This window comes from Clostridium sp. ZS2-4, assembly GCF_026719745.1.
In the GTDB taxonomy this organism is placed as follows: Bacteria; Bacillota; Clostridia; order Clostridiales; family Clostridiaceae; genus Clostridium_H.
In genome coordinates this window covers 1-13,433 of sequence record NZ_JAPPRQ010000049.1, presented here as the reverse complement: position 1 = coordinate 13,433, position 13,433 = coordinate 1, and the positions used below count along the sequence as shown (strand labels likewise).

15 protein-coding genes are annotated in these 13,433 nt (G+C 29.5%); 13 read left to right on the top strand and 2 right to left on the bottom strand.

The features are described from left to right. The first annotated feature begins 575 nt into the window (after positions 1-575). The 9 genes from OIO11_RS09045 to OIO11_RS09005 all read left to right on the top strand — a co-directional run bounded on the left by OIO11_RS09045 (position 576) and on the right by OIO11_RS09005 (position 6,256). Positions 576-971 (top strand): EVE domain-containing protein, encoded by a 396-nt coding sequence (locus tag OIO11_RS09045; RefSeq protein ID WP_268071129.1) that lies wholly within the window; start codon positions 576-578, stop codon positions 969-971. A 352-nt stretch (positions 972-1,323) separates the two neighbouring features. After that, positions 1,324-1,719, top strand: coding sequence for a hypothetical protein (locus OIO11_RS09040; RefSeq protein ID WP_268071128.1), 396 nt, complete (start codon positions 1,324-1,326; stop codon positions 1,717-1,719). A gap of 557 nt (positions 1,720-2,276) precedes the next feature. Continuing rightward, positions 2,277-3,569 (top strand): group II intron reverse transcriptase/maturase, encoded by a 1,293-nt coding sequence (ltrA, locus tag OIO11_RS09035; protein WP_268071127.1) that lies wholly within the window; start codon positions 2,277-2,279, stop codon positions 3,567-3,569. Positions 3,570-3,745: 176 nt separating this feature from the next. Continuing rightward, on the top strand, positions 3,746-4,105 hold the full coding sequence (locus OIO11_RS09030) for a hypothetical protein (protein ID WP_268071126.1): 360 nt from the start codon (positions 3,746-3,748) through the stop codon (positions 4,103-4,105). A gap of 61 nt (positions 4,106-4,166) precedes the next feature. Beyond that, entirely contained in the window at positions 4,167-4,601 is a 435-nt protein-coding gene (locus OIO11_RS09025) for a hypothetical protein (protein WP_268071125.1), read from the top strand. A 28-nt stretch (positions 4,602-4,629) separates the two neighbouring features. Beyond that, positions 4,630-4,833 (top strand): helix-turn-helix domain-containing protein, encoded by a 204-nt coding sequence (locus tag OIO11_RS09020; protein WP_268071124.1) that lies wholly within the window; start codon positions 4,630-4,632, stop codon positions 4,831-4,833. Between the two features lie 124 nt (positions 4,834-4,957). After that, complete coding sequence (locus tag OIO11_RS09015; RefSeq protein ID WP_268071123.1) at positions 4,958-5,230, top strand: hypothetical protein; 273 nt, start codon at positions 4,958-4,960, stop codon at positions 5,228-5,230. A 292-nt stretch (positions 5,231-5,522) separates the two neighbouring features. Beyond that, complete coding sequence (locus OIO11_RS09010; protein WP_268071122.1) at positions 5,523-5,903, top strand: hypothetical protein; 381 nt, start codon at positions 5,523-5,525, stop codon at positions 5,901-5,903. Positions 5,904-5,917: 14 nt separating this feature from the next. Then, positions 5,918-6,256, top strand: a complete 339-nt coding sequence (locus tag OIO11_RS09005) for a hypothetical protein (RefSeq protein WP_268071121.1) — start codon at positions 5,918-5,920, stop codon at positions 6,254-6,256. Positions 6,257-8,647: 2,391 nt separating this feature from the next. Here the strand turns inward: OIO11_RS09005 and OIO11_RS08995 are convergent. After that, positions 8,648-8,824, bottom strand: a complete 177-nt coding sequence (locus tag OIO11_RS08995; protein WP_268071119.1) for a hypothetical protein — start codon at positions 8,822-8,824, stop codon at positions 8,648-8,650. Between the two features lie 109 nt (positions 8,825-8,933). On the opposite strand from OIO11_RS08995, the gene OIO11_RS08990 reads away from it, so the two are divergent. Further along, complete coding sequence (locus OIO11_RS08990) at positions 8,934-9,110, top strand: hypothetical protein (RefSeq protein ID WP_268071118.1); 177 nt, start codon at positions 8,934-8,936, stop codon at positions 9,108-9,110. A gap of 298 nt (positions 9,111-9,408) precedes the next feature. After that, on the top strand, positions 9,409-10,242 hold the full coding sequence (locus OIO11_RS08985; RefSeq protein WP_268071117.1) for a DUF2971 domain-containing protein: 834 nt from the start codon (positions 9,409-9,411) through the stop codon (positions 10,240-10,242). 207 nt (positions 10,243-10,449) lie between these two features. Here OIO11_RS08985 and OIO11_RS08980 read toward each other — a convergent pair whose 3' ends face one another. Then, complete coding sequence (locus OIO11_RS08980; RefSeq protein WP_268071116.1) at positions 10,450-10,911, bottom strand: helix-turn-helix domain-containing protein; 462 nt, start codon at positions 10,909-10,911, stop codon at positions 10,450-10,452. A gap of 42 nt (positions 10,912-10,953) precedes the next feature. Between OIO11_RS08980 and OIO11_RS08975 the strand changes: the two genes are divergently transcribed. Both OIO11_RS08975 and OIO11_RS08970 read left to right on the top strand, forming a co-directional pair. Further along, positions 10,954-11,856: a sulfide/dihydroorotate dehydrogenase-like FAD/NAD-binding protein gene (locus tag OIO11_RS08975; protein WP_268071115.1), complete on the top strand. Its 903-nt coding sequence runs from the start codon at positions 10,954-10,956 to the stop codon at positions 11,854-11,856. Beyond that, positions 11,853-13,130, top strand: a complete 1,278-nt coding sequence (locus tag OIO11_RS08970) for an FAD-dependent oxidoreductase (protein WP_268071114.1) — start codon at positions 11,853-11,855, stop codon at positions 13,128-13,130. Before OIO11_RS08975 ends, OIO11_RS08970 begins: the two co-directional genes overlap by 4 nt. Positions 13,131-13,433: the final 303 nt, after the last annotated feature.

Genomic DNA, 13,433 nt, shown 5'->3' with positions numbered 1-13,433 from the left:
TAATAAGCCTTTAACAATAAAAAAGATAGTAAAGTTGTAAAGAGCTCAAATTATATTTTATTTAAGACTAATAAAAATTTAGATATAGAGGCTGTTATAGATATATTAAATGAAAAAATTACTTTTGATAAAAAGCCAGGTACTTATACTTATAACGGAACTGGTACTTCAACTAAGAATAGTAGTGGTTCTACGGTAAAAAAATCCATATCATCAACTAAATCTAGCACAAAGAATAGCAATACAACAACTAAAACAAATACTAGCACAACTTCAAGTAGTAAAACAGTATACTGGACACCAAAAGGTAAATCTTATCATTACACTAAAAATTGTCCAACTATTTCAAGAAGTAAAACAATACTAGAAGGTCCATTGTCAGAATGTCCAAAATCAGATCCATGTGATAGATGTGCTCATTAAATAAATTTAGCCTCAGTTTATTGAATACTGAGGTTAGAAATTTCAAGAACCAGTTTTTACACATATTTAAAGGACATTAATATAAAATAATTAATTTATAAAAAATAAGTCAGTATAAGGGCTTTAATACTATTAGTTAGGAGTTGTTAATATTGAACTATTGGTGGATAAATGCTAAAGAAAGATGGAATTGGACAGATGATAGTAATGTTGAAGAAATGGTAGAATGGTGTGCAGTTAAGAAAGATGGTACAACAAAATCATATTGCAACAAAGTAAGAAAAGGAGATTTGATTTTCGGATATAATGCAGGAGAACAAAAAGAAATCGTTGCATTAGCTAGAATAACAAAGGAAAAATATATAAATGATAATGGAGAAACAGTAATAGGAATTACCAAGATTAAGGATTTAAAAAATCCTATAAGTATTGATCAGATAAGGAAGAATAAATTTTTAAAAGACAAATTTTCTGATGGTATAAAATTACGAGGAACAATACATAAATTAGAAATTTACGAGTTTGATGAATTACTTAGAATGATATGATAAACACCTTGCAAAGCAGGTAAAAATAGAATTATTTATTATTCATAATAGTAAAACAATGTGTTACATAAAATAGTTAGCCCTAGGCATTATGCCTGGGGCTTTTTTAGGTGATACTTGACAATAAATATATGACAACTATCTTAATTATTGACAGCAATAAGAAGTAATATACATAGAATTAATGTAGCTCCTATACAAATATCTATCCTTATAAAAGATTTATATTTCAATATATCATTTCAAATAAAAGTTGCCCTAGAGTATCTTTATAGATAGTAAATAGTCATAATATTAAATCTTCCTAAATAGAATATTAGAGTATATTTTATTTAGAAAGGGGTTTTAGCTAATGGATCTATTGCAACTACAAAAAAAGATAGATGATGAGAATTACAAATTTATACTTAAAGAAGACTCTTTTAATGATATGAGATTTGTTCATATCTCTTTAGGAAGAAAACTAGGAAAGTTTTTTAGTGATGAACATTTAAAGCGCGAATGGAATTGTAATACTCCAGCGTCTACATTATTAAAGATAAATAATGATGTTTATTTTGATGTTAATATCGACACAAGATTAGATAAGCATAATACAGAATATAGTTTTACTATAGAAGGTGTATATATACCAATAAATCTTCCTGAAAATATATTCAATAGAATAGTAGATAAGTTTTTTAATGTAGCCCAAGCCACAAAGAAGACTGTTGGGAACAGCGAATATATGTATTACTGGTGGGATTAACAGTTTAAGTCTTAGATTAAATCTAGGACTTTTGTTTTTAAGTGCGTCCAGCTAAGCTGGCCCATACTAACTGGTGAAAGTCCAGTCAAGGTAATTGCCAAGAAGCCTTGTAGCCAATCACCATGCGTAGTAGAAATACTGGGTATGAAGCGTGAGGGTAAAGTAACCCGAAAGGGGGCGAGTGAAAATACAGGTTGTAACTTAAAGTGAATTCTGCCGTATCGTTAAAGAGGACTATGAAAGTAGGAAAAGAGGAAGTCGAGCCTAGTGAAAATGGGCGAAGACCATGGAAGATGGGAAGAACTTGGAAAGCACCATCGAGGAATCCTTCGGTATAAGGGAAGCGACATGTATTTAAAGTATGGTTCGGAACTGGAGAGACCTTCCTCTGCATGGCGATAGCCGTAAAGAGAATACATATAAGCCACAAGGTGAAGTTGATATTTTGCAGAGAAGGAGTCGGAGGAGTCCATAATACCAGTAATTATGTAGACAACAAAACTATATATAGGGAAGGGACTCTACTTTATTCAAGTTTTCAAAGGAGGTAAGAGTGAGTGAATGCGAAAGCTAACAACACCACAGACAAAGTTCGAGAACTTCAGCGAAAACTATACCTAAGTGCCAAAGTTAATAAGAAGCGTAGATTTCATGCTTTGTATGATAAGATTTATAGAAAAGATATCTTATTTAAAGCTTGGAAACAAGTTAAATCAAATGGTGGAACTGGTGGAATAGACAAAATATTTATTAAAGATGTTGTAGAATATGGAGAAAATAAATTTCTCGAGGAAATACAAGATGAATTAACAAATAATAATTATAGTCCGAAGCCAGTTAAAAGAGTTTATATTCCTAAGAAAGATGGTAAGAAAAGACCGTTAGGAATACCTATACTAAAAGATAGAGTAGTACAAATGGCAACTAAAATAGTAATAGAGCCAATATTTGAAGCAAACTTTAAAGAAAATTCTTTTGGATTTAGACCAAAAAGAAATGCACATCAAGCCTTAGATTTAATAAGAAGGAAATGCAATAATAAAGGATGGTGGGTATTAGACGCTGATATAAAATCCTACTTTGATAATATTAATCACAATAAGTTAATGATATTAATAGAACAGAAAATTAGTGATAGAAGAATTCTAAAGCTGATTAGAAAATGGCTAAAGGTAGGAATTATAGAGAATGGCGAATACAAAGAGAGCCTAATCGGCTCACCGCAAGGTGGAGTAATTAGTCCATTACTATCAAATATATATTTAAACTATCTTGATACAGCATGGGAAAAGTATTATTCACATTTAGGAACGTTAATAAGATATTGTGATGATTTTATAGTTATTTCAAGAACCAAAAAGGAAATTAATCATGCATGTAATGCAATTAAATTAATAATGAGAAAGCTTGAGTTAGAATTACACCCCGAGAAAACTAAGTTTGTTAACTTGTGGGATGGTAAAGAAGGTTTTGATTTCTTAGGATTTCATCATAGAAGAACAATGCAGGAAAATGGGAAAGGACAAATATATCCAACAACTATACAATTTCCAAGTAAGAAAGCTATGACAAGTATGAGGGAGAAATTAAAACAAATACTAAATAACCGAGCTACGCTCAAAAGAGATATTAAGGAAATGATTAAAATTATAAACCGAAGGTTGAGAGGATTTAAAAATTACTATGGTCTCAAGTATGCAAGCAAGCATCTAAATAAAATAGATTGGTACGTAATAGAGAAATTCACTATTTGGAATAATCATAAAAGACAAATAAGACCCCGACGACGGGGACTAAGGAAAATGAGTATAAATCTTAAAGTATATGGCATTGTAAAATTAGCTACTTAAAGCTGAATGTCTTAGAAAGAAGAATATCGGAAAGCCGTGTGCGGGAAAATCGTATGCACGGTTTGATGAGGAGGGAATGAAAATTCATTCCCTTACTCTACTAAAATGACTATAACTATAATTATAACTGTTGAGTTCCAGCTTATAGTAAAATAATTTTGTGGAGTTGATTTACAATGCGCTCAAAATATAATATTAAATTTAAAGCTATATTACCAGTCATAATTGCAATAATATTTGTTATTATCATAGAGTCTTTTAGATTTATAAATTTATTTCCTAATTATGATCAGTCGCTTAGATATTTTGAGCATTTAATTGCAGGAGTAGTAATGCCTTACATATTTCATACATTCGAAAAAGATAGTATTAATTTCTCGTGTATTGGTTACGCATTTGGAAGTTTCGTATGGGAATTTGGTCAATTTTGTATGAGAGGATATTTTCAGCTTGACCAGTATGTATATGATTTAATAGGTATTGCATTTATATTCTTTTTGTATAATTTAAATGATAGAGATCAAGAAGTGATTTAAAATCAATTATTAAAAGGAATTTTATACCATTTATAGAATACTTACATAAGGGGGAATATGAATGCATAATGGAAACATAAAATCATTAAAAAAACTTAAGGAACGAGGTTTAATATATTATGAGCCAGATAATTTAGAATCGGATGTTGAAATAAATTATCAGCTTCAAATAGCTCTGTTAGATTCTGTTAATACTGTAATTATGACTGAAGATCAATACAATATTTTAAAAGAAAATAGAGATGAATTAATACTTGAAATAGGTAGAAGAAGTTTTGATGAAGAAGATTGGGTAAGTGATGATGAGTTAGAATTTAGATGTGATTTGATAGAAAAATATTTTAATATTGATGATCCTATAGAATTAGGTATGGGAATATATTTCTTCAGAACAAATAAAGAAAAAAAGAAAGAGCTTTTTAAAATGGCTAGACAACAAATAAGAGAGGGGAAGTTTGAAAATAAAATATTTAAAGAACAATTCCTTGAGTTTTAAAGTAAACTGATGATGTGAGGTGATAAATGTGGCTATAAAGAATAAATTATTAGAACTACGTCTACAGATGGGATATAAGAAACAAAAGGATTTTGCGGAATTTTTAGAAATAGATTCTTGGTTATATAACAGATATGAAAATAATGCTGTGCAACCTGGAAGTGAAGCATTGCTATGTATATGTATTAAGACAGGCAAAAGAATTGAAGAAGTTATATATAAAGTACCTTAAAATTTTAGGTGCTTTATTTTTTAATAAATTTTATTTGTATAGATACAATCTTTTTTTATAGGACAAGCAACTTTACGCAATCATGTGCATATAGTAATAGTGTAGTAAGCAAAAGGAGGTAAATATGGCTTTAAAAATTAATACTAGCTTTAAGGAAACAGAAGAAGAGATAAAATTATATACAGAAACTATAAGCCATTCAGATAAAAGCGGGTATATTAAAGACGCTTTAAAATTTTATGCTAAGTATAAGCATTTAGGAGCAATATTTGAAGAAATGTGTGTAAAAGTAAGCAAAGAAGGTAGATGTGATTTTTTAGAAAATGGAATAAGGTTTTATCTTAAATATAAACATTTGGAGGGGGCGTTAGAGCAATTTTGTGTAAAAAAAGCATGAAAAATAAGCCTAGCTTTTAAGGCTAGACTTACCCCACGCCGCTAAAAGTGTGCTTCTTGCTTTCGCTACGTCGCTACACTCTTAGCTTATGCTGGAGAAACTTAAAAAATGCTAGTCCACGTACATTTTTATTAGAAGTTAACAATTTATTTACAATTAATAGAAAAAAGTTAAAACTGTACTTGATACTGCTACTAATCCTATTCCAACCCAGAACATTCTAAACATCCTTTCGTAAACAATATTTAAAGTTAGTTTATTCATTTTTAGTAATTTTATTCAGGAGGGATTTATGAAAATTGTTGTTATGTATTGCAAAAGAAATTTAAAGACACAGCAAGCTAAAGAGTTTGAAAAAGTAATACAAGATATTTTAAGAAGAACTTTTACTATAGGAATAACTTATAATTTATTTACTAAACCAGCATATGCTGCTACTAATGGTTTAGATGATGCTATTAATAGAGCTAACAGTATAGGAAATACCTTTTGGAAACTATTAATAATTGTTGGATATTGGATTATTGCGATTTATGGTGGCAAGGATATTCTTCGAGAAGTTACGCAAGGTGAAACTAAAGATGTAATTAAAGTTGCAACTAAGTATGGTATAGGTTTTGCTGCACTTGTTATGTTTCTTCACATTTTAGATTTAATTAAATCTTTTAGTTGATGGAGGTGTATAGTATGTTGTTTATAGAAGGATTAGAAAAATTTATTGAAAGAGGACAATACCACGCTCCTGTTAATACACCTAAAAATCCATTAATTAACATAGAACAAATTGAAGTTTTGAAAAATTTGAATGATACATTGAGTAAGTTTTTTGGAGCAATAGATAAGTTTAATCATTATGTACTTCATCCTAGGAATATATGGATAGGTATAGTTAATGTAAGTTACCCAGCAGCTGTGATTATAGGGGGAGCAGGAATAATTCTTTGGATTATGGGATGGAAAAAGGGGATTAAGATAACTGGATGGGTTGCAACTGGATATGCAATCATAACTGTAATAGGAGTTTAGAATGAAGTCAATAAAAATTAGTGAATATTTTAAGATAATCCATCCCTCTTATGTGATTTTTAGATTAATACCAGACACATCTATCCGGAATTATAATTCTTCAAATATTGCTAAAACAATAAATAATCTTCATAGAGATATCAAACAAAGGATAAAAAAAGATAGTAAAATATGGAAGATTGAAGTACCTATGAAGTGCAGTTTCTATATTGATATTAGAAAAACTAATGTAGATTTTTATTTTATAGTTCCAGAAACTTATCAAAATCTTTTTAAAGAAAAAATAATAGAAACTTGGCCTAAAGTTACTCTTGATATTGTAGATCACATCCCTAATTTTTCAGAAGAAGCATTGAAATATTATTTGCATTATAAATATGAGAACCCTCTTTCGCTTAACCTAGATAAAAAATGCAATGAACCACTAAATAGTATATTAAATGTTGTAGAGATAATGAAAGAAAATGATAGAGTAGGAATATTATATAACTTTATGCCAGTATCACAAGATAACTGGAGAAAAAAATACAATAGAACTATGGAAAGAATAAAGAAAAATGAATCTATAGATAATGAAATAGTATCTTTATCTTTTATTTTAAAGTATATAGGCAGCTTAATAATAGAAATTGCTAAAGGCGTTGCAGAAGGATTTGACGATATTCTAAAAAAAGATAAGAAGAAAAATCCAGGAATACTAGAAAGTGCAATAACAAGTTTGCTCATAAATGATAAAAAAGAGATTTCAAAAGCAACAGTTAAGAAAAAAGATGCAACTATATTGAGCACTCAAATAATAGTTCAGAGTGAAAGCGTAGATGATGAAAGAAAAACAAATAATGCTTTAGCGTTATTAGAGGCTTTTAAAACAATAAGCGAGGATAATGAGTTAGTTTATAAAAAACTAAAGACTAAAAATGTTTACTATAATACTTTTAAAGTAGCTGGAGCTGAAATTAATAAAATGAGTACTGATGAATGTCAGAATCTTTTAGAACTTCCGGGTAGAGAACTTTTAGAGCAGCATAAATGTATTAAAAAAATAGATACATTGGAAAGTGAAGTACCAAAACAGTTGCAGCAAGGAACTAAATTAATAGGAATATCCAAGTATAAGGGGAATAATCAGAAAGCTTATTTAACTACAGACAAAGATTATAAAAATTTAGCAGCAGTAGTAGTGGGACCAACACGTTCTGGTAAAACATCATTTTTAGGTAATATAGCACGTAATTGTATAGATGCAGATGAATGTGTAGTACTTCCGGACTATATTGAAAATTGCCAGCTTGCAGAAGATATAAAAAAGTGTATTCCTAAAGATAAAATATTAGAAATAGACTTATCAGATTATCATAATCTACCTTCTTTTAGTTACTGTGAAGCTACTAGTGATAATACAGATCCTCTCTATATTTATGATAATCTTAAAAAGCAAGCAAATTTACTTGCTTACTTAATTAATGCAGTTAATTTAGATAATAAAGAATTGGCACCAAGGATGGATAGATATCTTAAATCTGCGGCTCATGTAGTTTATTCACAAAATGGTGCCACTGGAGATATATTTACTGTTCTTGAGAATCATACAAAAAGAGAAGAATATATAAAAAATGTACCTAGTGATCTAAAAGAATATCTGAGTGAAAGTATAGAATATCTTGAGCAACTAGATGAATGGAGTAGAGCAACTAAGGATAAGCCAGCAGAAAAGATAGGTACACATATGAGCTATATATCTGGCATATTAGATAGAATTTATATCCTTAAAGGAAATACAGCTATGGAGCTTATGTTAAATAAGAAAAGTGATAATACAATTAACTTGGTAAATGAGATGGAAAAGAATCAATTAATAATTATAAAGATGCCAGAAGATACTTTTCCTACAGAGCAAGAAAGAGACATAATTATGACTTATTGGATTACTAAATTATATTTAGCAGGACAAATTAGGGCTAAAAAAATATCAGATAGATACATGAGAAAAACAGTTAATGTAATTACAGATGAAATAGCACAACTTGAAAATGCAGAGAGATTTATAGGCAGTAGATTGGATAAGACGGCTAAGTTCGGAATTAAGTTTATATTATCTACTATGTATATTAATCAATTAAGAATAAGAGATAAACTTAGAAATGCTAATACTTCTTATATATTAATAGCTGGCTCAGATAAGGTAAACTACTCAGAATTAAAAGAAGAGCTAAGCCAATTTGGATATACCTTAGAAGATTTAATGAATCTTAAGAGATTTCAAAGTCTAAATTATATTAAATATGAGGAAGGTTATTCAGCTTTTATTTCCNTATTAAAATTTATGATTTTTGTCATTGCATTGCGTTTTAACCAAAGCTAAAGGAAGCCTATAATCCGTAATTGTCCGAATCATAGGCTTTTATTTGATTTTAATGCAAAAATTATACCTATGGATATCGTTAAGAACCCTATTGCTCTTATTATTTTCGCTGTAGTTGGCTCTATGATATTAATCGCTTCGCCTATAGAAATAATCACTAATATAATACCTAATAATCTTAGTAATAATCCTATCTTTCTTTTCATTTTATAACTCCTTTTTATGCAATATACTATATTATATCTTAAATTCATTGCAATAATCAACATGAATAATTTATAGTATTCATGTTGATTATTGCAATGAGGTGAGATTATGGAAGGAATAATGGCATGTACTGAAGAGGAAAAAGATATAATGATTCTAGCTTTATATGGTTACTTGAATTATTATAAGAATAGACTAAATGAAGTAGATGATCAATTATATATTGAAGCTATACAAGATAAGATTAGAATTACAGAAAATATGATAAAAGGATTAGGAGCTTAAGGCTCCTTTTTTATGTGGTGAATATCCCTCTAAAAATCAATTAAGTATGGGTTAATGCTGATGTTTTAACATAATATACATTTTAATATTAAATATGGTATAATTGGACATACATTATTATTAAACAATATAAAGAAATGGAGTATAAAAGTGTATTATATACTGGTCAAAAGTGTCAACAATGTAGAACAATACAATTTTAAATGGTAATCTAATTATAGAATTTAATTAAACAAAAATGAAGTAATTCTAATCTGTTTATGGAATAGTATATTTTAGCGAAAGGATTTAGATGTATATGTTAAACAATAGAGAATGGAGAGAAAGGTTTTTTAATCAAGTTTATGCATGGACTAATTATAATCCAAAGATGCATTACAATTTAAAAGTTGAGATTAATAGAAGAAAAATATTAAATTTATATAAATATAGATCAGGAAGTAAAAGAGACATTAATAATTTAAAAGATAATAAATTATCAGCAGTTAAATTTTACATGTTTAATGATCCATTTGAGTTTCACAATAATGTTGATCCAAAAATTGCAGTAGAAACATATAGTATGTTAATGGGGGAAGATTATTCTTCAATCTTGAATGATGTTGAAAATAACACATTGCCAAAGGAACATGATTTTTGGACTTTTTATAATAGTACACTAGAAACAGTAATTGACTTTAAAAGAAATTATAATGTATGTTGCTTATCAGAAGAAAAAGATTCATTACTTATGTGGAGTCATTATGCTAATGAACATAAAGGATTTTGTATTGAATATAGGACTACTGAATTATTTGATAAATATCCATTATTATGTCCGGCATTATATACTGATACTATGCCATCTTTTGGAAATGGAGAAAATGAAATAGTTAATCTTAGCAAAGTGTTATTCACTAAATCTTTACAATGGGAATACGAGAATGAATGGAGAATTACTTTTGATAGTGTCTCTGATGTTGAAATGCTACAAACAACAAAGCCGACTGCTATATATGTAGGCTGTCGTATAGAAAGTAATTTGTTTGGAGAAATTTTTGAATACTGTAAAGATAATAAAGTTAGATTGTTTAAAAGTAAAATGAATCCGTTTAAATATAAATTAGATTTTGAAGAAATCATAATAAGTTAAAAATATGAGTTGATAGGTCAGTATAGTACTTTAACTGACATTACATGGGTCTTCCGTAAAAGGCTAATGAACATAAAAATAATGCTTCACAATCTTCTAATTTATTGTACTGAACAAATAATTTAATTGATACATAATAGCAAAATATAATGAATCAATTTCAATAATAAAGGAGCCATCAGGCTCCTATTTAGGTTGCTAATTGATTTATAATATTTTCTTTAGTTTTTCATAACACTTTCTTGATATAATAATTCTTTTGTTTTCCCAGGAGTTCCAAGTTTCATAGGTTGCACATATTAAAGATGCAGCTTGCTTTTGAGTTAATTTATTTTTATTTCTCCAGTTTTTTAGCAGAGTAGCATAATCACTATCAATAAATTCATAGTAATTATCATAAAAATATTTAGTATTTAGATTAAACAACTTAGCTAATTTTATAGATAGTTCTTTGGGAGGACATAATCCTCTCGTCTCATAATCTTTAATTAAATACCTACCTTGTTTTTCATTTAATCCTAATTTTAGAGCTAATTCCATTTGAGACCAACCATTGTGCAGTCTATGAAATTTAATCCATTCTCCAGGAGTTTTGGGACTTATTTTATTAGCATTGTACTTTTTGAAGTTGATTACATGTTTTTTCCATAATATCGTGTTTTTATACATAATGGATGTCCTTGCCACCTGGCAGAAACAGGGGATTGCCTTTTGTGTTCTCAACTTTGCGGCAAATCCTTTTGTGACTGTGTAAAGTGGAAAGGAACATGTATATATCAGGAATATGTTTGGAATGGTATGAAAGCAAAAGAAGGAAGAAAAAATTTTAAATGTAAGATAATTAGGAAAGAAAAACTAGAAGATGATTTGATAATTCTAACAATACGAACTAGTCATAAACTTGCTCAAGCATTAGTGCGTCCAGGAAGTTTCGTGTTTTTAAGAAATCCGTCTACTGATCAATTTTATGATGCACCCCTTTCTATAATGGATGTAGATTTACAGGAAAATACTATAAAAACTGCCATAGAAATAAAGGGTGCAAAAACTAAAAAAGTGGATGAACTAAATGAAGATGAAGATATCTTAGTAAAAGGACCGTTTTGGAATGGGGTTTTAGGATTAAAACATGTATACAAAAGTAAAGATGCTCATTCTATTATAATTGCTAGAGGCATAGGGCAGGCACCAATGATACCAGTCATGAAAAAACTATATTCAAATGGAAATAAAATAACTGTAATTATTGATAAAGCAAATTACAATGAAATATTTATCAAAGAATACTTAGAGATGTGCAGTGCACAGGTAATAGAATGCAATACCTTTGCATGTGGATATATAACAGAAGAATTAAAAAACATATTGAATAAATTATTGAAGGAAAATGATGTTAATTTAGTCCATTGTGCTGGAGCTGATATTCTGATTTATAAGGTCATGGAATATTTAAATGATAGTGTAAGTTATTCTTGCTGCAACAATGCAAAAATGTGCTGTGGAGAAGGAGTTTGTGGTGCATGTACTGCAAGATTTAAAGGGCACATAGTAAAAAGACTTTGTAAGTTACAAACTGATCCTAAATATATCTTTGAAGGGAGAAGATTAATATGAAGGTTATTGTAATAGGAGGTGGATGGGCTGGTTGTGCTGCAGCAATTACAGCTAAAAACGCAGGTGCACAGGTAAGCCTGTATGAAAAGACAGATATGCTTTTAGGACTTGGCAATGTGGGCGGAATAATGAGGAACAACGGAAGATTTACAGCATCTGAAGAGCTTATAGCACTTGGAGGTGGAGAGTTAATACATTTAACTGACAAAAACAGCAGACATAAAAATATGGATTTCCCAGGGCATAAACATGCATGGCTTTATGATGTAAATAAGATTGAACCAGAAGTAAGGAATTATTTAAAATCAATAGGAGTAGAATTAAATTTTGTAACGAGAGTTGTAGATATAGAAAAAGAAGGTAGTAAAATTAAAGGTATATACTTGTCAGACGGAACTTATATAGATGGTGATGTTTTTATTGAAACTACAGGGTCAACAGGACCTATGGGGAATTGTTTGCGTTATGGTAATGGATGTTCTATGTGTACACTAAGATGTCCGGCTTTTGGTCCGAGAGTAAGCATAAGTGCAAGGGCAGGAGTAGATGATCTCCAAGGAGAAAGAGAAGTAGATGTTTTTGGAGCTTTTAGCGGTTCTTGCAAGCTTTGCAAAGAAAGTCTAGATCCTGAAATAATTAAAGAATTAGAAGAAAAAGGTGTGTATATTGCAAAAGTACCTCCAGAAGACATAAACCTAGATAAGCTAAAGTCTAAAGTTTGTCAGCAATATGCATTAAAAGAATTTGCAGAGAACTTAATACTTTTAGATACAGGACATGTCAAATTGATGACAACATATTATCCGCTTGAAAAGTTGAGGAAAATAAAAGGTTTTGAATCAGCAAAATACATTGACCCATATGCAGGGGGAAAAGGAAACTCAATAAGATATCTTTCAGTAGCTCCAAGAACTGATGATATGAAGGTAAAAGGAATAGATAATTTATTCTGTGCTGGAGAGAAGGCTGGATTGTTTGTAGGGCATACTGAAGCAATATGTACAGGTTCCTTAGCAGGACACAATTCAGTGAGATATACTCTTGGAATGCCAATGCTAATACTTCCGAGAAGTACAGCAATAGGAGACATTATAGCTTATGCAAATTATAAAATGATGACTGTAGAAGGAAGACGCAACAGATATACCTTTGCAGGAGCAGAATACTTCAAGAGAATGCAGGAGCAGGGATTATATACAACAGATATTAAAGAAATTAAAGCTAGAATTGATAAGTTGAATTTAACTGGAATATTAGAAGAACAATTAGCATAATTGTTGTAAGCTATAAATTGTTTATGATAAATTCCGATTTTTATTAGAAATTATAGAGAAAAGATTTGAATAATAGAAGCATCCTTTTTATGATAAGTTTTGCTAAAAACACGCATAAAAAGGATGCTGATAAAATGAACAAAAGGTATTTAAAACAAATGCTCAATTACTTCTCTAAGTGTAGTGGTATACTAAAGTTGTAACACCTCAGTCGAATAAATGATATAATTTATTTCAGAAAAGAGGTTACGACAATGAAAAAACGAAGATACGAATCAGAATTTAAAAATAAGATTATACGCC